The sequence below is a fragment of the Klebsiella sp. CN_Kp091 genome, from assembly GCF_040065095.1.
GTDB lineage: Bacteria > Pseudomonadota > Gammaproteobacteria > Enterobacterales > Enterobacteriaceae > Klebsiella > Klebsiella aerogenes.
Window position 1 is genome coordinate 86,929 of the sequence record NZ_JBEAIO010000005.1, and the last position, 20,677, is coordinate 107,605.

Consider the following 20,677-nt stretch of genomic DNA (forward strand, 5'->3'; position numbering starts at 1 on the left):
CCAGCCTATGAATGACCATGATTTTCTGAAATATTTTGACGCCGAAATGCGCTGGCTGAGGGCGGCGGCGCGTGAGTTTGCTGAACAACACCCGGAGGCCGGTCGGCGGCTGGGCATCGACCGACAGTCTCATAAAGCTGATGAGTCTGTCGAACGGCTGTTTCAGGGCTTTGCGCTGATGATGGCGCGGTTGCGTCGCCAGATTGATGACGATATCCCGGAGCTGACAGAGCCGCTGCTGGGGCATCTGCTGCCGATAGCCAACCGGACACAGCCCTCGATGGCCGTAGTCGAGCTGTCCCCGGAAATGGTTGCGCAGGTCAGGGATGTGGTTATTCCCACAGGCACAACATTGCTGACCCGGCCAATGGATGATACCGGCCTGCGCTGCCCATACCGCACGACCGACGAACTGGTACTGCACCCGTTGACGCTGCATCACGTCAGACAGCAGTTGCATCCGGATGGTCACCAGGTGCTGGCGCTGAAGTTTTCATTTGGTAAGTACGCCGATCCATCGCAGACGGATTTGAGCAGATCTCGCTCTACATTCACGGCGATCGCCCCTTACAGTCGATGCTGTATCTGGCGCTGACGCATCATGTCTCGCATATCACGGTGCGCTTGCCGCAAACAGGCAATCTCGATCCGCAGCCGTTTCACGGCAAACTGTCGTCGCGCTGGCAGCAAAACTGGTCCTCAGTCTGGCCGGATAGTGAAAGCCCGGCGCTGTGCGGTGAGGTTCGCCCATTACTGGAATACTTCAGCTTCCCGGCCCGGTTTGCGTTCTTTACCCTGACGGGCCTTGAAACGCTGCTGCTCGGGGAAGACTGTCAGTATTTTGAGCTGGAACTTCATCTGAGCAAGCCACTGAACCGGGATATTTCCGTGCCGGAGGATACTCTGCGTATCCACTGTGTACCGCTCATCAATTTGTTTTCGCTCAACGCTGAACCCCTGAAGGTGGAACCCGCAAAACTGGATTACCGGCTTCGTCCACACCGGCTGCGCGATCATCACACTGAAATTTACAGTGTGGATAAGATGGCCGCGAGTGAAACGCTGGACAAGCGACAGTACGTGCCGTTTCGGCAGTTCTGGCACAAGGGCGGGATGTTGCAGCGTAAAGATAGCTGGCCTGAACGTTACTTCCACACCCGTATCTGGCGGGGTGTTACCGGAATGCATGAAACATTGTTGATGCTGGGAGGGACGGCGGGTGAACAGGATCTGCAGGAAGAAAATGCGACGCTGTTTTTGAACATCACCTGTACCAACGGCAACTACCCACGTATGGCGCTGGATAATGCCGTGTTTGATGGTATGACGACCGCCGGCAACCAGTCGCTATGCTGCCAAACCAGGCAGGCTCCCTCTATGCCGTGCTATCCACCATTGTCCGAGTTATATCAGTGGCATGCGATGGCTTTGCTACATCCACGTGCTCTAAGCCGGATGATCGATAGCGCCAAAAATCTTCGCGCGGTATTGCTGCTGTTCAACTGGACAGAGGATAAGGATAACCTTCGCCGTATCAATGGGGTAAGTCACGTCAGCTATAAACAGGCATACAGTTCGGCGGAAGAGTGGCACGGCGTACATATTACTATTGAGCTGGATGAAACGCAGTTCAGTGGCATTGGGGACGCGAGATTGTTCTGCGAGTTGCTAGAGCAATTTTTTACGCAGTACGCCAGCATTGCCCGTTTTACTCAATTGACGGTCACTCTGGCTGAGTCAGGGACGAAATGGGAATGGCCTATGCGCACGATCCACAGGGTGTTGATGTGAATTCAGCAGACGAAAAAAAGAGTTTGCCACCGTTCTGGCTGGATAAAGAGGGCAAAGACCAGACGGCCATGTTCAATTTCTACCGCTTTTGTGAGCTAGTGGAGAAATTCAGCGGCAGAAAGCTAGGTGCAGCGGGGAAGCTGAGCCAGGATGCTGTTCGGTTCCGTCCCGACCCACATCTCGGCTTTCCGACCAGTGAACTGAAAAAAACGGAGACCGATCCGGCTCATCCTGATGACCCGCCAACGGTCAGAACAACATTCCATGGGCTATATGGCGTGGATTCGCCGCTTCCGACGGCCTATGTTGATGATATCAATCAGGGGCGAGAGGGGGCTGATGCGATGGCTGCATTTCTGGATATCTTCAATCACCGGATGATGACGCAGTTTTACCGTATTCAGCGGAAGTACAATTATCCGTCATCGTATGAAGAAGGGGGAACGGATAAATTCTCCCGTAGCCTCATGGCGCTGGCCGGTATAACACAAACGGATGATTTACCCGCTTCTCGATTGCTGGCTATCCTTGGGCCGATGATGCATACCACGTTGACCACGGAAGGGGTGGCCGCTGTGATACGCAGTCAGGCTCTCAGTACACGGGTAGAAGTCTTTCCACATCACCCGGTTACCATGTCAGTTGATGAGCGTACACGCCTGACGCTGAAGAATCCTATGGCGCTGCGCGAGCGCCTCATTATGGGGGATGAAGTGGAAACCCTTAACTACTGCATGCGCATTGAAATGTACACCGAGGATGCCAAAGAGGCCAAAGGCTGGTGGCCGCAAGGACAACTGCGCAAGGATGTGTTTGCGCTGCTGAAAGCATATCTGGGGTGTGACTACGATGCAGACATATATTTGACCGTTCCCACTCGCATTTTACCTCGTCCAGGGCTGGGGAAAGCGGGGCTTTTTATCGGGTACAACATCATGTCAGGCCTCAGAGATGATAACGAAGACGAGATGCCGCAGACGTTGCGCACGAAGATGGGGAAACTGCGAGGAAAAGGTTTCGAGGAAGACTAATTGTGTTTGCGAAGCCGAGATACCGGGTTAGTGAGTGTTGACGGCACAGCTACTATAAATGTGATTATCGAGAACAAAAATACCGCAGACCCTGTCTGGCATGAGACGTGGTGGGAATGGTTACCTGGAGAATTCTCCAGATGCCCATACGGCCTGGATCCGCATAAAGACATAGGGTTTCATCGATGGGGATAGACGTTGAAATGGTGCCGATAATAGGAGTCGAACCTACGACCTTCGCATTACGAATGCGCTGCTCTACCAACTGAGCTATATCGGCCCTGAAAGGACGCGTTCACCTGCGTGAAGCACGGGGTAGAAGGTTAAAACTAAGTGGGTGATGCGTCAATGCCCTTTCGAATCAAACGGCTACTTTTGCATCACCCGCTTAGCGTTAAGCACGAATGGTATCGTCGCCGAAACCAATCCACTTATAGGTAGTCAGCGCTTCCAGGCCCATCGGCCCGCGGGGGAGATGGGGTCGGAACCGATAGAGGCAAAACGTCATTTCCTTATTCCAATAAATGCTATTTTTTTGTATTTTATTATTTTGTGATTTCTATTTGAATAATGTATTCACGCCATTTTTGTTTTTATTATTAATTTCATCATATTTATTCATCAGGCTGATTTTATTGGGAAGGGAGTGTCCTATAGTGTATATGATTGAATGGCAGATTTGGAGCTATGCAACAAGCTCAATGCAGGAGAGAGTGTTGAGTGGTTCAATTTGGGAGGAACATGGTTACTCACGATTTAATAAGGTTAAAGTTAGTGAATCTGTTATCGACCATACAAAATCATGTAGCAAAAATCCTAAACCATTAGGTCCATATTATGCCTATAATGATATATATTTAGAAATTCGTGGCGGCATGATGGAGGAAAGGCGCGGTCCTTTAAGTTTATTATCTTTGGCTTTTTTATTTTTTGGCTGTGGTTCCGCTCAGTTGGCATATGTTTGTTTACAGGCTGGTCAGATTCTTGCAAGTATTTTTGTAGTTTTATGTTCTTCAATTTTTTTGGCTTCTTTTTTTCTTGCCTATAAAATTGTGCGGCTTGAGATTTTCACTCACCGGCATTTACGCGTTCGTTTTAATCGGATTACTCGGCAGGTTTATATTCAACGGCCTAAGTATTGTGGTGGTGTCGCCGTGTATCGCTGGGAGGATACTCAGCCAGGTGTCTCAGCAAAATCGAAAGTATTACCCGTTATGGGCTCAAGAAATCTATTGGTATGGGAACCAATTAACACTGGTTTACCCTATGTTGACTATATGGCTATTGGGAAACAGGCCACTACCGGGCAAGATATTAAGGATGAGTGGGAGTTTATTCGTCGTTATATGGAGAATGGGCCTGAAGGATTACCCAAACCTGCGATTACCTCACTGCTACCGTTACCCTGGCATGGCGTCAGCGTGCAGTTGGAGTCGATGCGGGGTTTTTTTTGGCCATTGCATGGTTTTTCCATATTAATGCTACCCCTGGCGGGACTGGCTGTGACATTGATGAGTTTACTTTATTTCCTGTCAGAGTTGTTTTGTTGGCAACCTCGCTGGCCTAAGGTGATTAGGGAAGCCGGTAAACAAGGGAAGCAAATACCTAAGCTGACAGCGCTTGATGATTTTCCAGCGGATATTCAGGAGAAATTGTTGCTCAATCGAGAGGAACTTGAATATGTTGATGACACGGCTCCGGTAGCGGTGAAAAAATCGACCAGAAGATGGTACCGTAAAAAGAAAAATATTCTCAAAGATAAAGGTTGAGTATTTTCGTATAAGCAGAGATCGGGTTCAGCATGAAACTAAGTGGGTGATGCGTCAATGCCCTTTCGAATCAAACGGCTACTTTTGCATCACCCGCTTAGCGTTAAGCACGAATGGTATCGTCGCCGAAACCAATCCACTTATAGGTAGTCAGCGCTTCCAGGCCCATCGGCCCGCGGGCGTGCAGCTTCTGGGTGCTGACCGCCACCTCCGCGCCGAGGCCGAACTGGCCGCCGTCGGTGAAGCGGGTAGAAGCGTTAACGTATACCGCCGACGAATCCACTTCATTAATAAAGCGATTCGCATGGCGCAGGGTACGCGTCAGAATAGCATCTGAATGCTGGGTACCGTGCGCGCGAATATGGGCAATCGCATCATCGAGATCGGCGACAACTTTCACGTTCAGATCCAGCGACAAATACTCGTCGTCGTACTGCTCCGCTTTCACCGGCTCCACCTTCGCCGGACCGTTCTGCAGAAGGGGCAGGGCGGCCGGATCGGCATGCAGCGTCACGCCGCTCTCCGCCATCTGTTTGCTCAGCGCAGGCAGGAAGGTATCGGCGATATTACGATGTACCAGCAGCGTCTCGGCGGTATTGCAGGTGCTCGGGCGCTGGGTCTTGGCGTTCACGATGATCTTCAGCGCCGGTGCGATCTCTGCCGAATCGTCGACGAAAATATGGCACACGCCGATACCGCCGGTGATTACCGGGATGGTGGATTGCTCGCGGCACAGCTTATGCAGGCCTGCGCCGCCGCGCGGGATCAGCATATCGATGTATTTATCCATCTTCAGCATTTCGCCGACCAGCGCGCGATCCGGGCTCTCGATTGCCTGCACCGCGGCAGCCGGCAGGCCGCACTCCTGCAGCGCCTGTTGAATCACTTTCACCGTCGCGGCGTTGGTACGCCAGGTCTCTTTACCGCCGCGCAGAATAGCCGCGTTGCCGGTCTTCAGGCACAGAGAGGCGACATCGACGGTCACGTTTGGCCGCGCTTCATAAATCACGCCGATCACTCCCAGCGGCACGCGGCGACGTTCGATACGCAGGCCGCTATCCAGCAGACCGCCGTCAATCACCTGGCCGACCGGATCCGCCAAGCTACACACCTGACGCACGTCATCGGCGATGCCGCGCAGGCGCGCCGGCGTCAGCGCCAGACGATCGAGCATCGCGTCGCTCAGGCCATTGGCGCGGGCGTCGCTGAGGTCTTCGGCGTTGGCGCGCAGGATGTCTTCGGTCTGCGCTTCCAGATAATCAGCAATCTTGTTCAGAACCTGATTTTTCTCTCGGCTGGAAAGCAGCGCGAGTTGGTAAGAGGCCGCTTTGGCCGCAATGCCCATTTGTTCCAGCATTTTCAGCTCCTTAACGGGTAATCATATCGTCGCGATGGACGGCCACCGGGCCGTATTCATAGCCGAGGATGGCATCGATTTGCTGCGAGTGCTGCCCGGCGATCAGGCGCAGGGCGTCGCTGTTATAGCGGCTTACGCCGTGAGCGATATCGCGCCCTTCGCTACTGCGGATTCGGATAACTTCGCCGCGGGAGAAATTCCCGCTGACGGTTTTGATGCCTTTTGGCAGCAATGAGCTTCCTCTTTCCAGAATAGCCTGGGTCGCCCCGGCATCGACGGTGATTTCACCGGCCGGCGGCGCGCCGAAGATCCAGCGTTTGCGGTTCTCCAGCGGTGATTCCTGAGCGTGGAAACAGGTGCCCACCGGCAGGCCTTCCATCGCGTGGCCGATAACGTCCGGGCGGTTGCCGGCGGCGATTATGGTATCGATGCCCGCGCGACAGGCGACGTCCGCGGCCTGAAGTTTGGTGCCCATGCCGCCGGTGCCGAGGCCGGAAACGCTATCGCCTGCGATGGCGCGCAGCGCGTCATCGATGCCGTAGACATCTTTAATAAGCTCGGCCTGCGGATTGCTGCGCGGGTCGGCGGTAAAAAGTCCCGGCTGATCGGTCAACAGCAGCAGTTTATCGGCGCCGGCGAGAATGGCCGCCAGGGCGGAAAGATTATCGTTGTCGCCGACTTTGATTTCAGCGGTGGCGACGGCGTCATTCTCATTAATGACCGGCACAATATTGTTATCCAGCAGCGCGCGCAGGGTATCGCGGGCGTTGAGGAACCGCTCGCGATCTTCCATATCGGCACGGGTCAGCAGCATCTGGCCGACATGAATGCCGTAAATAGAAAAAAGCTGTTCCCATAGCTGGATAAGACGGCTTTGGCCGACTGCCGCCAACAGCTGTTTTGAGGCAATGGTGGCGGGCAGTTCAGGGTAGCCGAGGTGTTCACGTCCGGCGGCGATGGCCCCGGAAGTCACAATCACAATGCGGTGCCCCATGGCATGCAGCTGCGCGCACTGGCGCACTAACTCAACGATATGGGCGCGGTTCAGGCGTCGGGATCCGCCCGTTAAAACACTGGTGCCCAGTTTTACCACCAGCGTCTGGCTATCACTCATGATTTTCTGCCGTTCAAAAGGAATATCGAGATCGAGCTGATGTTGTAACAGGAGTCAGGCCGCTTGCCAACTGCTGGCGTATTGGTCAAGCCATTTTATTGCGCGGATCGGGCATTCTGCGCAGGCAAGGTGACATATTTATGACGGAAATATTTAAACATTCTTTTTTATAAAAAGTTCCATTTCGTCATAAATATTTAACACTACAGCGTTAAAAAACCTCCAGTTTTTGACGGGGCCTTCGCCCGGAATTGATAAGCGCGTGTAAATAAATCACCAGGACCACATAATGAAAAAGCGTTCACTGGCATTAATGATGATGGGTTTTGTTGCTTCTTCGGCTTCACAGGCAGCGGAAGTATACAATAAAGACGGCAATAAACTGGACGTGTACGGCAAAGTGAAAGCCATGCACTACTTCAGCGATTATGACAGCAAGGATGGCGACCAGACCTACGTTCGCTTCGGTATCAAAGGCGAAACGCAGATCAACGATCAACTGACCGGTTATGGCCGCTGGGAATCCGAATTCTCCGGCAATAAAACCGAAAGCGATTCCTCGCAGAAAACCCGTCTGGCGTTTGCCGGCGTGAAGTTAAAAGAGTTTGGATCATTTGACTATGGTCGTAACCTCGGCGCGCTGTACGACGTTGAAGCCTGGACCGATATGTTCCCGGAGTTCGGCGGCGACTCTTCCGCGCAGACCGATAACTTCATGACCAAACGCGCCAGCGGCCTGGCGACCTACCGCAACACCGATTTCTTCGGCCTGGTCGATGGTCTGAATATGACCCTGCAATACCAGGGTAAAAACGAAGGCCGCGAAGCGAAAAAACAGAACGGCGACGGCTTCGGCACCTCTTTAAGCTATGATTTCGGCGGCAGTGATTTCGCCGTTAGCGCGGCTTATACCAGCTCTGACCGTACCAACGATCAGAACCTGCTGGCGCGCGGCCAGGGTTCCAAAGCGGAAGCCTGGGCTACCGGCCTGAAGTACGACGCCAACAATATCTACCTGGCGACAATGTACTCTGAGACCCGCAAAATGACCCCGATCAGCGGTGGTTTTGCGAATAAAGCGCAGAACTTTGAAGCGGTCGCCCAGTATCAGTTCGATTTCGGTCTGCGTCCGTCTCTGGGTTATGTACTGTCGAAAGGCAAGGATATTGAAGGTGTCGGCAGCGAAGACCTGGTCAACTATATTGACGTCGGCCTGACCTACTACTTCAACAAAAACATGAACGCCTTTGTGGATTACAAAATTAACCAGCTGAAGAGCGATAATAAGCTCGGTATTAACGATGATGACATCGTCGCGCTGGGGATGACCTATCAGTTCTGATAAAACTGAGCGCAAGAAAAATAAAAACCGCGGCCCTGAGCGCCGCGGTTTTTATTTGTCAGGATTAGCGGTTTTTCGCCAGATGCAGATTGTCGTTATTCATGGTGATCTGCGCGTTATATTCCTTCGGCAAGCGCCGCGCCTGATAAAATACGCGGTTCCAGTACGGATTATCCAGCGACGAACGCATGACGCCCTGGCTTGCGGAGGCGTGCAGGAAATTGTGGTCGGTATCGTAGAAACCGACGTGCATGCCGCCGTGAATGCGGAAGAAGACTAAATCGCCAGGCCGCAGCTGCTGCTTGCTAACGCGCACGCCCATATGCAGAAGATCGCCGGTGGTCACGCGGTCCATTGGCAGATTGAAGCGGTCCTTCAGCGTACGCCAGACAAAGCCGGAACAGTCGACGCCGCTCTGGTCGGTGCCGCCCCATTCATAAGGGGTGCCGTCCCAGGTGTGCATCTGATCATGCAGGGCGGCCAGCACCGGTATCAGATCGTCGGAGCCGCTGTCGATTGGCTCGTAATGATGCTGCGCCACCGCCTTGGGCGGTTTTTTTGGGGAAGATGAACATCCTGCCAAAATCAATAAAGGAACAAGTAATAAAGCGTGGGTGAGTTTGGGCTTCATGTCGTTATTTTCATGTTAGGGATCGACCGTCGCCATTTATAGCGTATTCAGGGAAACGTCAGAATGATGAAACGCAAAATTTACGAAAACTTACGTACCGCAGGCATAAATTCGCCGGTACCGTAATAAGCACATTTTTCAGATAGTAAACGCGGTGATTTTATTTATTAATAAATATTTACTATCTAAATCAAAATATAACAGGCCAGAATCAGGATGTTCTTATTTATCTGGCGTGAGAGACAGGCGTGCCTCCTTTAAGATGGCGGATAAAAGAGGCTGGCGCATAGCCCATCGCTTTGCGGAACATGGCGGTAAACGCCGCCGGATGCTCATAGCCAAGGCTTAATGCCACGTCGGTAATGCTACGGCCTTCTCGCAGGGCGGTGAGAGCGTACATCAGGCAGGCTTTATGACGCCAGTCGCGAAACGCCATCCCGGTCTCCTGCAAAAAGCGGCGGTTGAAGGTGCGCAGGCTTTGACTCATCTTTTGAGCCCACAGCTCCGGTGTACTGTGAATCTCCGGCTGAAGGAGAAACGCGCTGCATAGTTCAGCCAGCCGCGGATGTTGCGGCAGCGGCGTAAACATAGGCAGCGGCGGGGCGCCCTGCAGTTCAAACAGCAATAGGGCGATAAGCGCCGCATCATGTCCGCTCTCTTCATACAACAGCGGCAACTGGCAGGCGGCCAATAGCAGTTGATGTAGCAGCGGCGAAACCTGCAAAACTTCGCAGCGCACGCCGGCGCGCGGCGCGTCCTGCGGTTCGATATACAGACTATGGGTGCTCACGCCCGGCATCCAGACGCGATGCGGTTTATTAGCGGGTATCCATACGCCGCTGAACGGCGGCACCAGCCACTGGCCGTCATCGGTTTCGACTTTCATTAAGCCATTCACGGCATAGAGAAACTGCGCTCGCCGATGATGATGGCGTGGTAAAAGGGTGTCAGGCGGATAATCGCTACCCAGGCCTAATACCCGGCGCGGCAGATGATCGACATCATTAATCGCGATATTGCGCATGCGTACTCTCCTGGCTGAAAATCGTAATATATTGGCTTTTAATCGTAAGTCAGCCATTCCGCTATTCTATATCGTTACCTCCCTGAATGGAGGAACGGTAGATGATATTTGGGCTTTTTGTTTGCGGACTGTTGTCCGGGGTAACCACCTGGCTGTTTGGCTTCGGCGGCGGCTTTGTTACCGTGCCGCTGCTTTACCTGTTGCTGAGCCATCAGGACACAGTAGGCGGTCAGGCGATGCAAATAGCGGTAGCGACGTCGGCGCTGGTGATGCTGTGCACGTCGCTGTTGGCAAGCGGCCGCCACCTGCGCGCCGGAACGGTTCACTGGCGCTCCCTGCTGCCGATACTTGGCGGCATCGCCATCGGCGGTATTGCCGGCGCGGCGCTGGCGCTGAGGGTCAACGGCGAGTGGATCCGCTGGCTGTTCATTTTGTACCTGGCGGTGACCATCGTGGATTGCTACGTTCGCCCCGGCTTTATGGCGCCGTCGACGGCTTGCGCACCGTCGAGTGCAGGGCGCGAGACTATTCTTGGTGGCGGGATTGGCCTAATTGCCGCCTTCCTTGGCGTTGGCGGCAGCGTGATGACCGTACCGCTGATGCGCCGGCGTGGCGCGACGATGGCGCAGGCCGCGGCGATGGCCAATCTGTTGACGTTGCCGCTGGCGGCGACCGCCAGCCTGGCGTGGCTGCTGATGGCGCCGATGGCGGCGCTGCCCTCCGGTTTCATCGGCAATATCTGGTGGCTGGCGGCCGGATTGCTGGTAGCCGGAAGCTGGCTGGGATTGCGGGGCGCATCGCGCTGGTTGGCAAAACTTCCCGATCGCTGGCACGTGCGGATCTACCCGCTACTATTGCTACTGGTGCTGCTGGCGATGGGCTTTGGCGGGGTGGGCTGAAACGCAGCCGGATCATGCTCCTGTCATCTTCTTTATACATGCTCTCGCAGGCTTATATTGCTGATTATGGAAAATGACCGATGTCTAATGCTGTGACGATTTTCGATCTGGATAACACCCTGATTAAAGGGGACAGTAGTACGCTGTGGAGCCAGTTTATGGTGCGCGAAGGCTGGGTGAGCGACCCGGAATATCTGGCGCGCGAGGCGCAGCTGATGGCGGATTACGACCGCGGAGAAATGAATATCGCCGATTATGTCGCGCTGATTCAGGCGCCGCTGATTGGTATCCCGCAGGGGCAGGTGGATACGCTGGTGGCGCGATTCGTGCGCGAAAAGGTGTTGCCGCGGGTCTACCCACAGGCATGGGACGTTATTCGTACCCTACAGGCGCGAGGGGAAAAAATGTTGGTGATCTCCGCCTCGGTAACGCTGCTGGTGCAGGCGATAGCCGCCGAGCTGGGAATTGAACAGGCGTTGGGTATTGATGTTGAAATGGCGGATGGCGGCTACAGCGGTGTGATTGCCGGTACCCCGAGCTATCAGCAGGGCAAAGTGACGCGCCTGGCGCAGTGGCGCGAGGCGCATCCTGACTATACTGGCGAAGTCACTTTTTATACCGATTCGATAAACGACCTGCCCCTGTGCCTGCATGCGGATCGCGTGCGGTTGGTCAACCCCTGTCCGCAGCTGCTGGCAGCCAACGCCCAGCACGGCTGGCCGGTGCTGGCGTGGCGGATCGAATAACGAGACGTTTTCCCTGGTTCGTAGCCCCGGTAAGCGTAGCGCCACCGGGGAGAGGGGTTATTGCTGACTTTGATACAACGGCACCACGCTGCCGCCGATATAACGGCGGCGCAGCCAGGCGGAGAGGGTGTCCATGACCATGACCACCGCGACCAGCAACAGGGTAATAAACATCACCACATCCCAGTTCCACAAACGCATATTTTCCGCGTAGATGAGGCCAATCCCGCCCGCGCCGACAAAACCTAACACCGCGGCGGAACGGGTGTTGGATTCAATCTGATATAAACTCAGCGCCAGGAAAGTCGGGAACGACTGGGTGAAAATGCCGAAGCGGTGTTTCTGCAGACCATTAGCGCCGACGGCGGTGAGGCCGCGTCCCGGCGAACGATCTACCGCCTCGTGGCCTTCAGCATACAGGCGGCCCAGCAGGCCGGTATCCTGCATAATAATCGCCAGTACCCCCGCCAGCGGCCCGAGCCCTACGGCGCGCACGAAAATCAGACCCCAGATAGCCATATCGATACCGCGCAGCATGTCAAACAAGCGGCGCATCAACACGGCGATAATGCCGGGAATCACGCCGCGCATAATATTGCGCGCCGCCAGGAATGACAGCAACAGCGCGATGACCGTCGCGGTAATCGTCCCGGCGAAGACGATGGCAAGCGTAATGGCGATTTGCGTGAAGTAATAGGCAAACGGCCAGTTCCAGAAATCGTGCCAGACGAACATCCGCAGCAGATAGCGCCCCATCTGCTGTAGTCCGGTAGCCAGTTGTTCGCTGCTGATACCGAACTGCATAAAGAACCAGACGTAATAAAGTACGCTCGCCAGCGCCAGCAGGCCGACGTAGCGCAAGTATCGCCCCTGGGTCTTATACAGCGCCTGATGCTGGCGGCGGCTGGCGGCGATATCCGGTTGATGTTGCCATTGGCTCATTTTTTCCCCTCCAGAACCCACTGGCGCAGGCGGCCGGAAAGCATATCCAGCAGCGACACCACAATAATGATCAGCAGCAGCGTCATGCTGACCTGATCGTAACGATCGAGCTTAATGTTGGTCATCAGCTCCTGGCCGATCCCGCCGGCGCCCACCAGACCAAGAATGGTGGATGAGCGGAAGTTGATCTCAAGGCGCATGAAGCCGTAAGAGAGAAAAATTGGTTTCACCTGCGGCCACAGGGCAAAACGCACCTTCTGCAGCGCCGATGCTCCGCAGGCCGCCAGCCCGCGCACCGGTTTTTCCTGCGCGCTTTCCACCGCTTCATAGAACAGTTTGGTCAGGCTGCCGACCGTATGCAGCATCAGCGCCAGAAAACCGGGGATCGCGCCGATACCGAACGCCATGACGAAAATGACCGCCCAGGCCAGCTCTGGCATGGTGCGTAAAAAGGCCACCAGCACGCGAACGGCGAAGCGTAGCGGCGCCGGTGACCAGGCGTTATTGGCGGCGAGGAAAGCCAGTATCGTCGCTACCGCGACCGCCACCAGCGTGGAGGCCAGCGCCAGCTGCAGCGTCTCCCAAATCAGCGGCAGCTGAATCGGTAGGCGATAGCCCCAGTACGCCAGCGAGCCTTTGGTATGAGAATCGGCTAACAGGACGCCCGGATGCAGCGTCGGCAGCGTCTCGAACATATAATCGAGAAAGTTTGGCAACGAGCGCCAGATGGTGAACAGATTAAACTCGGCGGCGTGCCCGGCGGCAAAGTAGAGCGCCAGCAGCACCAGCGACCAGCCGAAGGTATCGCGCTTTTGCCGCGTCCTGACCTGCTGGTAATAACGTTCAAATTCGGTATGGGTATTATTCATGCGGCGAAAAGGTCTTTAACGTAGCGCCGCCGTCCGCATTGATCTGCGAACGGCGGCATCAGTACGGGATTAACGCGCGCTAACCAGTTCGCGTTTCATATCGATGATCTGCTGGAAATCGGCCACGCTGCCCGGGCCGATGTGCTGAGTACCGCCCATCGCTTTCACAAAACAGGCGTGATCGTCGGTATCCAGTTTTTTAAGCGCGGTGACGACTTTGGCTTTGAAGTCCGCCGGCAGCGCATTGCTAACGAGGATCGGGCCGTTCGGGATCAGCGGCGATTGCCAGATAATCCGGATTTGCTTCATCAAATCCGGATGATCCATGCGAATCAGGCGATTAAAAGCGCCTACGCTGTAGCCGCTGTTGTAGTCGCCGACCATTGAGGTCCAGGTGACCGCGCCGGCAAACTGGCCGTTCAGCACGCCGAGAATGTCCTGCTCGTGGCCGCCGGAGAAGGTGACGCTGGAGAAGAAGTTATTGTATTTGTTATCCGCGTCGCCGCCGAATTTCTGTTTAAAGGCGTGGTTTGGAATTAAATAACCGGAAGTGGAATCCGGGTCGGCGAAGCCAAAGGCTTTGCCTTTTAAATCGTCCAGCGTTTTATACGGGCTGTCAGCTTTGACGATGACCACCGAGTGGTAGCCGCGGGACTGATCTTTATCATCAACGGCGATACCGACAATATCGACGGCTTTCGGGTTATTGATATAGACCGAGGCATAAGAAGAAGGCGACATACTTAATACGACATCGACTTTACCACCCAGCAGTCCCTGAATGACGCCAGAATAATCGGATGAGTTACGTAATTTGGTATCGACCTTCAGCTCTTTATCAAGAAACTGTTTCACGCACTGGTTATCGCCAATTTGCTGCGTGGCGTTTTGACCGCCGAGGATCCCCAGATTTAATTCCTTCGGCTGTTCAGCGGCGCTCGCTTGCCACGTCAGTAATAGAGCTGCGAGTGCTGCGGATAAACGAACTGCGCCATTAATATGTTTGTTCATTATTTTGCCCGTGTGTTTTTACTAAAGGAAATTAATGCAATTGGCTAATTTCATCGCCGTACAACCGATGCAGGACATCCTGAGTCAGCTGTGCGGGATGATCGTCGAAAATGATGCGGCCTTTGGCGACGCCAATGACCCGGGTGCAGTACTCTTTGACCAGTTCGACCGAATGCAGGTTGACCATCACGCTAATCCCCTGGCCGCTGATTTCCCGCAATACGTTCATAATTCGCTGGGTGTTTTTGGGATCGAGCGAGGCGACGGGTTCATCCGCCAGCAGGATCCCGGGGTTTTGCATCAGCGCACGGCAAATTGCTACGCGCTGCATCTGGCCGCCGGAGAGGTTTTCCGCCCGCTGTAGCGCGTGCGGCAACATGTTCATCCACTCGAGAAGAGAGATGGCGCGAGCCCGGTCGGCGTCAGGGAAAACCTTAAACAGCGACTTCAGGGTTGAGGTTTGACTCAGGCGGCCGAGCAGTACGTTAGTCAGCACATCAAGGCGCGGCACGAGACAGAAGTCCTGGAAAATCATGCCGCATTCGCTGCGCCAGGCATTGAGCGCGCGTCCTTTCAGGCGTGAAACATCATGTGGCATACCCACTTCCGGAAAGCTGAGTATTTCACCGCCGGTGGCGCTGTGAGTACCGTTCAGGACATGCAGCAGCGTGGATTTCCCGGCTCCCGAGCGGCCAATCACTCCCACCAGCTCGCCGGCATGGAGGTCAAAGCTGATGTTATCGAGCACGGTTTGCTGCGCATTATAAGATTTACTCAGGTTGCGCACGCTTAAGACTTTCCGCTGCCGGGTTGGGGTGATGGGCGTAATTAGCGAAAATTCGGTTTCCGCCACCGCGGCAAGAGAGCTGTTCATAAGAGTGTCCTGGTTCGTCATAAACTGGCCACTATTAATCGCGTTTTGTGTGAACTTTCGATGACGGTAAGGCGAACAAATAATGAAAGCGTGATGAAACGCTTATCTGCAAGGCAAGAGGAACATGTCAGCGGCAATCATTGCGTAATGGACTACACTAATGAAAATGAGAGTAAATAAGAAAGAAATATGAGAAGTAATCTCATTCTCTTAGATATCATTCTTTCATTGGATTAATAGTCCTCTGCAAGTGGTTTTTTTGTTTATGTTTAGGCTTTTTGTGCGGTGCTTAAAACCATTCATGCAGCTTATGATTGGGTGAATCATCTTGTAAATGGCTGTTTTGCGGTATTATCTTCTTACTTTTATGTGTTATTAAGATTTTTCGCAACGTCATTTATCTCATCCATTAAGAATATTCCTAATGAATTAGGGTTATGATCCTGGATGATATAATAATCGATTCGGATTGTAGGAATTTTCGATCAATAACCACATGAAATTAAATGTTTTTTGTTTTTGAGCAAAAAATAGGATTTCGCCAAAAAGCAAAAAATTGACATAAATGAGAATTAGCTTCACATCCTGCTTGTTGACACTTAATCAGAAAAAACCTAAATTTGAATCCAACAAAAAATATAAATCGATAAATAATTTCGACATTATTAATTATTAAATAATGCCGCTGGTGTTTTATTATAACCAATTTAAACAGGGGTAATTTGCAGGTTTAATCTCTGCAGGCCTGGCTATCGGCGATGGGGTGAAAGGTAGTATTCCAGGATGAAGAGGATAAACAGTATATGGACGAACAATGCTCCCTTGATAAGTGTATTTGGCCAGCCCATGATACTTATTTTTTAAAAGGCTTATCGGAACTCATTTTAGATATCGAAGAACTTATTTATTTGTCACTGGATAAAATATGTAAGGATTTTTTGTTTATCAATCTGAGTACCAATGCATTAAATTACTTTATTCGCTATGACAACGACTGGTTAGCCAAGGCCAAGGGCAAACAAATCATTCTGATTGCCGCGAGAAAGTCAGAAGCGTTAGCCAATTATTGGTATTACAACGGTGATATTCGCGGCGTGGTGTATGTCGACCTCGCGCGCGATATAAGAAAAGATCTGGCCTATGTAATTAATGGCCGGTTTCTGCGTAAAGATATAAAGAAAGAAAAAATTACTGACCGGGAAATGACGGTGATCAGAATGACGGCCCAGGGAATGCATCCGAAATCTATCGCCAGAATTGAAAATTGCAGTGTGAAAACTATTTATACCCATCGGCGAAATGCTGAGGCCAAGCTGTATTCAAAAATTTATAAATTAGTTATGTAACGTTTATTTAGTGGTACACCGGGACGACTTGTCCTTAATTAAACTCAGGATGAAAAAGCTATGAAAAAAAAGGTTATTGCTATTGCTCTGGTAACGGCGTTTGCTGGAATGGGTGTTGCTCAGGCTGCTGATGTCACTGCTCAGGCCGTTGCTACCTGGTCTGCAACCGCGAAAAAAGACACTTCCAGCAAACTGGTTGTTACCCCGCTTGGCAGCCTGGCTTTCCAGTATGCCGAAGGGATTAAAGGCTTTAACTCACAAAAAGGTCTGTTTGATGTTGCGGTTGAAGGCGATACCACGGCGACTGCCTTCAAACTGACTTCACGTCTTATCACTAACACTCTAACTCAGCTGGATACCTCCGGCTCAACGCTGAGCGTGGGCGTGGATTATAACGGCGCCGCGGTAGAAAAGAGTGCTGACACCATCATGATCGACACCGCTAACGGCGTACTGGGCGGCAACCTCAGCGCGCTGTCTAACGGCTACAACACCGCAGGCCGCACCACCGCGCAGGACGGCTTTAACTTCTCCATCATCAGCGGTACCACCGACGGCACCACCGCGGTAACCGATTACAGCACGCTGCCGGAAGGGATCTGGAGCGGTGACGTGAGCGTGCAGTTCGACGCAACCTGGACCAGCTGATTTTCTCGTAGCACCGGGCAGGGGGAATACCCCTGCCTCTTCATGGACTGAACGCTTATGAAAAAACATCTCCTGGCCATTGGCCTGCTGCTTGGATTGGCTAACCCTGCGCGGGCGCTGGATGTCGGCGATATCTCTTCCTTTATGAACAGCGGCAGCAGCACGCTGAGTAAAGAGATTAAAAATACCACCGACAGCGGCCGCTTAATCAACATTCATCTGGAACGTCTCTCTTCACCGCTGGATGGCGGCAAAGTGATCCCGATGGATAAACAGGATGAAGTCCTGCTGACCCCCGCTAGCTTGTTATTGCCCGCAAAGGCCAGTGAAGTGGTGCGCTTTTTCTACAAAGGCCCGGCGGATGATAAAGAGCGCTACTACCGCATTGTCTGGTTCGATCAGGCCTTAAGCGATGCCCAGCGCAATGGCTCCCAGCGCAGCGCCGTGGCCACCGCTTCAGCCCGCATCGGCACCATTCTGGTGGTGGCGCCGCGTCAGGCTAATTTTCGCTATCAGTTTGCCGGCGACACGCTGACCAATACCGGGAACGCCACCCTGCGCATCATCGCCTATGGCCCGTGTCTGAAAATCGCCGATGGCAAAGAGTGCAAAGAAAACTACTACCTGATGCCGGGGAAATCGCGTCGCTTCACGCGCGTCAATATTGCTGACAAAAAAGGACGGGTCGCGCTCTGGCAGGGCGAGCAGTTTGTTCCCGTGAAATAGACATGTGTGCTGATGGATTAAGACTATGCCTTTACGACGGATCACCCCTGGACTGAACGCGCTGCTTGCCTCCGGCATGGTTCTTTTGCTGGCGCCTTATAGCGACAGCATGGCCGCCGAGCGCGTGCAGCAAATCGGCGGCGTGATTATCCCGCAGGCTTTCAGCCAGGCTTTGCAGGACGGCATGAGCATCCCTCTGTTTATTCATCTTGAAGGCAGCCGCGATAATCAGAACGATCAGCGTATCGGCGCCGCGTATATCTGGCTTGATGGCGATGTGCTGCGGGTTCGGCAAATCACCCTCGAAGAGGGCGATGACAACGCTCGCGTCAGCGACGAGACACGTCAACAGCTCAGCCGTTTATCCAATGAGGCTTTCAACGATGCGCTGAAGATCCCCTTAACCGATGCCGCGCAGCTGCAACTTAGTCTGCGCCAGTTGCTGCTACAACTGGTGGTGAAACGTGAGGCGCTGGGAACCGTGCTGCGGTCGCGCAGCGAGGATATTGGCCAGTCGAGCGTTAAAACCTTCAGTAATAACCTTACCTACAACCTCGGGGTCTACAACAACCAGATGCGTAGCGGCGGCAGTAATACCTCCAGCTATTTGTCACTCAATAGCGTTAGCGCGCTGCGCGAGCATCACGTGGTGCTCGACGGCTCGCTGTACGGCATCGGCACCAGCCACCAGGACAACGAACTGTATAAAGCGATGTACGAGCGCGACTTCGCCGGGCACCGTTTTGCCGGCGGGATGCTGGATACCTGGAACTTACAATCGCTGGGGCCGATGACCGCGATTTCGGCCGGTAAAATCTACGGCGCGTCGTGGGGCAACCAGGCCAGCTCGACGGTATTTGACAACAGCCAGTCGGCAACGCCAGTGGTGGCATTCTTACCGGCGGCAGGCGAGGTTCACCTGATGCGCGACGGGCGCCTGTTAAGCGTGCAGAACTTCGTCATGGGTAATCATGAAGTTGATACCCGAGGCCTGCCGTACGGTATTTACGACGTTGACGTCGAAGTTATCGTTAACGGAAGAGTGGTCAGCAAACGCACCCAACGCGTCAACAAACTGTTCAGCCGTGGACGCGGCGCGGGCGCGCCGCTGGCCTGGCAAATCTGGGGCGGCAGTTTTCATATGGACCGCTGGTCGGAAAGCGGTAAAAAGACGCAGCCGGCGAAAGAGAGCTGGCTGGCGGGGGCATCGGCCTCCGGATCGTTTAGCACCCTCAGTTGGGCGGCGAGCAGCTACGGCTACGATAGCAACGCCGTCGGCGAAACGCGCATTACGCTGCCGCTAACCGAGGCGGTGAATATTAATCTGCAAAACATGCTGGCCAGCGACAGCTCCTGGAGCAGCATCGGCAGCGTTAGCGCCACCTTGCCCGGCGGCTTTAGCTCGCTGTGGATTAACCAGGAAAAGACCGTCATCGGCGATAAGCTGCGCCGCAGCGATGCCGATAACCGGGCGATCGGCGGCACGCTGAACCTGAACGCCCTGTGGTCAAAACTAGGTACTTTTAGCATCAGCTACAACGATGATCGCCGCTACAACAGCCATTACTACACGGCGGATTATTACCAGACGATTTATAGCGGCTCTTTTGGCTCGCTAGGCCTGCGCGCGGGCTTACAGCGCTATAACAACGGCGATAGCAACGCCAACACCGGGAAATATATCGCCCTCGATTTATCACTGCCGCTGGGCAACTGGTTCAGCGCCGGAATGACCCACCAGAACGGCTATACCATGGCCAACATTTCGGCGCGTAAGCAGTTTGATGAAGGAGCGATTCGAACCGTCGGCGCCAATATTTCGCGGGCGATTTCCGGCGATACCGGCGACGACAAAACCTTAAGCGGCGGCGCTTATACGCAGTTTGAAACACGCTATACCAACGGCACGTTGAACGTCAACAGCGGCGCCGACGGCTACGTGAACACCAACCTGACCGCCAGCGGCAGCGTCGGCTGGCAGGGGAAAAATATCGCCGCCAGCGGAAGAACCGACGGCAACGCCGGGGTGATCTTCAATACCGGGCTGGAAGACGACGGCAAGCTCAGCGCTAAGGTTAACGGGCGCATCGTGCAGCTCAGCGGTAAACGCAATTATCTGCCGCTGTCGCCGTACAGCCGCTATGAAGTCGAACTGCAGAACAGTAAAAACTCGATCGACAGCTACGACATTGTCAGCGGTCGTAAGAGTCACCTGACGCTTTATCCCGGTAACGTGGCGGTGATCGAGCCGGAAGTGAAGCAGATGGTCACCGTCTCCGGGCGCATCCGCGCCGAAGACGGCACGCTGCTGGCGAACGCGCGCATTAATAACCATATCGGGCGCACCCGCACCGATGAGAACGGTGAATTTGTCATGGATGTCGATAAAAAATATCCCACCATCGATTTTAGCTACGGCGGAAATAAAACCTGCGAAGTGGCGCTGGAGCTCAGCCAGGCGCGCGGCGCGGTGTGGGTAGGGGACGTAGTATGCAGCGGTCTCTCTTCATGGGCGGCGGTGCAGCAGACAGGAGAAGGTAATGAAAGCTAAGTGGCT

General features: G+C 53.8%; 19 protein-coding genes and 1 tRNA gene. 11 read left to right on the top strand and 9 right to left on the bottom strand.

Annotation, left to right across the window (positions count from 1 at the left end; translation table 11 throughout):
* Nucleotides 1-7: 7 nt before the first annotated feature.
* The 3 genes from ABLV17_RS04945 to tssG are packed head-to-tail and all read left to right on the top strand — an operon-like array spanning nt 8 to nt 2,822.
* The gene (locus ABLV17_RS04945; protein ID WP_348854111.1) at nt 8-595 is read left to right on the top strand and encodes a type VI secretion system baseplate subunit TssF; all 588 of its coding nucleotides are present in this window, start codon (nt 8-10) and stop codon (nt 593-595) included.
* Complete coding sequence (locus tag ABLV17_RS04950) at nt 577-1,791, top strand: type VI secretion system baseplate subunit TssF (protein WP_348854112.1); 1,215 nt, start codon at nt 577-579, stop codon at nt 1,789-1,791. The genes ABLV17_RS04945 and ABLV17_RS04950 overlap by 19 nt, the downstream gene beginning before the upstream one ends.
* Nucleotides 1,755-2,822 carry a type VI secretion system baseplate subunit TssG gene (tssG, locus tag ABLV17_RS04955; protein WP_348854113.1) on the top strand — a complete coding sequence of 356 codons (1,068 nt, stop codon included), beginning with the start codon at nt 1,755-1,757 and terminating at the stop codon, nt 2,820-2,822. The genes ABLV17_RS04950 and tssG overlap by 37 nt, the downstream gene beginning before the upstream one ends.
* A gap of 204 nt (nt 2,823-3,026) precedes the next feature.
* On the opposite strand, the gene ABLV17_RS04960 is transcribed toward tssG, so the two are convergent.
* Nucleotides 3,027-3,102, bottom strand: a tRNA-Thr gene (locus ABLV17_RS04960).
* A 382-nt stretch (nt 3,103-3,484) separates the two neighbouring features.
* Here ABLV17_RS04960 and ABLV17_RS04965 point away from each other — a divergent pair.
* Nucleotides 3,485-4,591 carry a DUF6708 domain-containing protein gene (locus ABLV17_RS04965; RefSeq protein ID WP_348854141.1) on the top strand — a complete coding sequence of 369 codons (1,107 nt, stop codon included), beginning with the start codon at nt 3,485-3,487 and terminating at the stop codon, nt 4,589-4,591.
* A 103-nt stretch (nt 4,592-4,694) separates the two neighbouring features.
* Here ABLV17_RS04965 and proA read toward each other — a convergent pair whose 3' ends face one another.
* Together proA and proB are read right to left on the bottom strand one after the other, a co-directional pair.
* Nucleotides 4,695-5,948: a glutamate-5-semialdehyde dehydrogenase gene (proA, locus tag ABLV17_RS04970; RefSeq protein WP_348854114.1), complete on the bottom strand. Its 1,254-nt coding sequence runs from the start codon at nt 5,946-5,948 to the stop codon at nt 4,695-4,697.
* Nucleotides 5,949-5,958: 10 nt separating this feature from the next.
* Nucleotides 5,959-7,062 (bottom strand): glutamate 5-kinase, encoded by a 1,104-nt coding sequence (gene proB / locus ABLV17_RS04975; RefSeq protein WP_015368077.1) that lies wholly within the window; start codon nt 7,060-7,062, stop codon nt 5,959-5,961.
* 289 nt (nt 7,063-7,351) lie between these two features.
* On the opposite strand from proB, the gene phoE reads away from it, so the two are divergent.
* A complete protein-coding gene (gene phoE / locus ABLV17_RS04980; RefSeq protein WP_015368078.1) occupies nt 7,352-8,404 on the top strand; it encodes a phosphoporin PhoE in 1,053 nt (350 codons plus the stop codon).
* A gap of 64 nt (nt 8,405-8,468) precedes the next feature.
* On the opposite strand, the gene ABLV17_RS04985 is transcribed toward phoE, so the two are convergent.
* Nucleotides 8,469-9,035 (bottom strand): NlpC/P60 family protein, encoded by a 567-nt coding sequence (locus ABLV17_RS04985; protein ID WP_032707509.1) that lies wholly within the window; start codon nt 9,033-9,035, stop codon nt 8,469-8,471.
* 226 nt (nt 9,036-9,261) lie between these two features.
* Nucleotides 9,262-10,059, bottom strand: coding sequence for a helix-turn-helix transcriptional regulator (locus tag ABLV17_RS04990; RefSeq protein WP_113374958.1), 798 nt, complete (start codon nt 10,057-10,059; stop codon nt 9,262-9,264).
* A gap of 101 nt (nt 10,060-10,160) precedes the next feature.
* Here ABLV17_RS04990 and ABLV17_RS04995 point away from each other — a divergent pair, with 101 nt between their 5' ends.
* Nucleotides 10,161-10,958: a sulfite exporter TauE/SafE family protein gene (locus tag ABLV17_RS04995; protein ID WP_348854115.1), complete on the top strand. Its 798-nt coding sequence runs from the start codon at nt 10,161-10,163 to the stop codon at nt 10,956-10,958.
* 80 nt (nt 10,959-11,038) lie between these two features.
* Entirely contained in the window at nt 11,039-11,704 is a 666-nt protein-coding gene (locus tag ABLV17_RS05000) for an HAD family hydrolase (RefSeq protein ID WP_348854116.1), read from the top strand.
* A gap of 57 nt (nt 11,705-11,761) precedes the next feature.
* Here the strand turns inward: ABLV17_RS05000 and phnE (ABLV17_RS05005) are convergent, their stop codons facing one another.
* From phnE (ABLV17_RS05005) to phnC, 4 genes are all read right to left on the bottom strand, one after another.
* Nucleotides 11,762-12,646 carry a phosphonate ABC transporter, permease protein PhnE gene (gene phnE, locus ABLV17_RS05005; RefSeq protein WP_045388453.1) on the bottom strand — a complete coding sequence of 295 codons (885 nt, stop codon included), beginning with the start codon at nt 12,644-12,646 and terminating at the stop codon, nt 11,762-11,764.
* A complete protein-coding gene (gene phnE / locus ABLV17_RS05010) occupies nt 12,643-13,515 on the bottom strand; it encodes a phosphonate ABC transporter, permease protein PhnE (protein ID WP_316425262.1) in 873 nt (290 codons plus the stop codon). The genes phnE (ABLV17_RS05005) and phnE (ABLV17_RS05010) overlap by 4 nt, the downstream gene beginning before the upstream one ends.
* A 69-nt stretch (nt 13,516-13,584) precedes the next feature.
* The gene (gene phnD / locus ABLV17_RS05015) at nt 13,585-14,526 is read right to left on the bottom strand and encodes a phosphonate ABC transporter substrate-binding protein (protein WP_087859189.1); all 942 of its coding nucleotides are present in this window, start codon (nt 14,524-14,526) and stop codon (nt 13,585-13,587) included.
* A gap of 31 nt (nt 14,527-14,557) precedes the next feature.
* Nucleotides 14,558-15,400, bottom strand: a complete 843-nt coding sequence (phnC, locus tag ABLV17_RS05020) for a phosphonate ABC transporter ATP-binding protein (protein ID WP_213794284.1) — start codon at nt 15,398-15,400, stop codon at nt 14,558-14,560.
* 803 nt (nt 15,401-16,203) lie between these two features.
* On the opposite strand from phnC, the gene ABLV17_RS05025 reads away from it, so the two are divergent.
* Genes ABLV17_RS05025 through ABLV17_RS05040 form a run of 4 tightly spaced genes read left to right on the top strand, consistent with a single transcriptional unit; the run spans nt 16,204 to nt 20,671 of the window.
* A complete protein-coding gene (locus ABLV17_RS05025; RefSeq protein ID WP_047063962.1) occupies nt 16,204-16,746 on the top strand; it encodes a helix-turn-helix transcriptional regulator in 543 nt (180 codons plus the stop codon).
* A 60-nt stretch (nt 16,747-16,806) separates the two neighbouring features.
* On the top strand, nt 16,807-17,394 hold the full coding sequence (locus ABLV17_RS05030; RefSeq protein WP_015704519.1) for a common pilus major fimbrillin subunit EcpA: 588 nt from the start codon (nt 16,807-16,809) through the stop codon (nt 17,392-17,394).
* A gap of 57 nt (nt 17,395-17,451) precedes the next feature.
* Entirely contained in the window at nt 17,452-18,120 is a 669-nt protein-coding gene (locus ABLV17_RS05035) for a hypothetical protein (protein WP_047080978.1), read from the top strand.
* A gap of 25 nt (nt 18,121-18,145) precedes the next feature.
* Entirely contained in the window at nt 18,146-20,671 is a 2,526-nt protein-coding gene (locus tag ABLV17_RS05040) for a CS1-pili formation C-terminal domain-containing protein (RefSeq protein WP_348854117.1), read from the top strand.
* The last annotated feature ends 6 nt before the right edge of the window (nt 20,672-20,677 follow it).

Excerpts from the sequence above, each read along its gene's own strand:
- ABLV17_RS04945 (WP_348854111.1), top strand. The coding sequence starts at position 8 with ATGAATGACCATGATTTTCTGAAATATTTTGACGCCGAAATGCGCTGG.
- ABLV17_RS04950 (WP_348854112.1), top strand. The coding sequence starts at position 577 with ATGCTGTATCTGGCGCTGACGCATCATGTCTCGCATATCACGGTGCGC.
- tssG (WP_348854113.1), top strand. The coding sequence starts at position 1,755 with ATGGCCTATGCGCACGATCCACAGGGTGTTGATGTGAATTCAGCAGAC.
- ABLV17_RS04965 (WP_348854141.1), top strand. The coding sequence starts at position 3,485 with ATGATTGAATGGCAGATTTGGAGCTATGCAACAAGCTCAATGCAGGAG.
- proA (WP_348854114.1), bottom strand. The coding sequence starts at position 5,948 with ATGCTGGAACAAATGGGCATTGCGGCCAAAGCGGCCTCTTACCAACTC.
- proB (WP_015368077.1), bottom strand. The coding sequence starts at position 7,062 with ATGAGTGATAGCCAGACGCTGGTGGTAAAACTGGGCACCAGTGTTTTA.
- phoE (WP_015368078.1), top strand. The coding sequence starts at position 7,352 with ATGAAAAAGCGTTCACTGGCATTAATGATGATGGGTTTTGTTGCTTCT.
- ABLV17_RS04985 (WP_032707509.1), bottom strand. The coding sequence starts at position 9,035 with ATGAAGCCCAAACTCACCCACGCTTTATTACTTGTTCCTTTATTGATT.
- ABLV17_RS04990 (WP_113374958.1), bottom strand. The coding sequence starts at position 10,059 with ATGCGCAATATCGCGATTAATGATGTCGATCATCTGCCGCGCCGGGTA.
- ABLV17_RS04995 (WP_348854115.1), top strand. The coding sequence starts at position 10,161 with ATGATATTTGGGCTTTTTGTTTGCGGACTGTTGTCCGGGGTAACCACC.
- ABLV17_RS05000 (WP_348854116.1), top strand. The coding sequence starts at position 11,039 with ATGTCTAATGCTGTGACGATTTTCGATCTGGATAACACCCTGATTAAA.
- phnE (WP_045388453.1), bottom strand. The coding sequence starts at position 12,646 with ATGAGCCAATGGCAACATCAACCGGATATCGCCGCCAGCCGCCGCCAG.
- phnE (WP_316425262.1), bottom strand. The coding sequence starts at position 13,515 with ATGAATAATACCCATACCGAATTTGAACGTTATTACCAGCAGGTCAGG.
- phnD (WP_087859189.1), bottom strand. The coding sequence starts at position 14,526 with ATGAACAAACATATTAATGGCGCAGTTCGTTTATCCGCAGCACTCGCA.
- phnC (WP_213794284.1), bottom strand. The coding sequence starts at position 15,400 with ATGAACAGCTCTCTTGCCGCGGTGGCGGAAACCGAATTTTCGCTAATT.
- ABLV17_RS05025 (WP_047063962.1), top strand. The coding sequence starts at position 16,204 with ATGGACGAACAATGCTCCCTTGATAAGTGTATTTGGCCAGCCCATGAT.
- ABLV17_RS05030 (WP_015704519.1), top strand. The coding sequence starts at position 16,807 with ATGAAAAAAAAGGTTATTGCTATTGCTCTGGTAACGGCGTTTGCTGGA.
- ABLV17_RS05035 (WP_047080978.1), top strand. The coding sequence starts at position 17,452 with ATGAAAAAACATCTCCTGGCCATTGGCCTGCTGCTTGGATTGGCTAAC.
- ABLV17_RS05040 (WP_348854117.1), top strand. The coding sequence starts at position 18,146 with ATGCCTTTACGACGGATCACCCCTGGACTGAACGCGCTGCTTGCCTCC.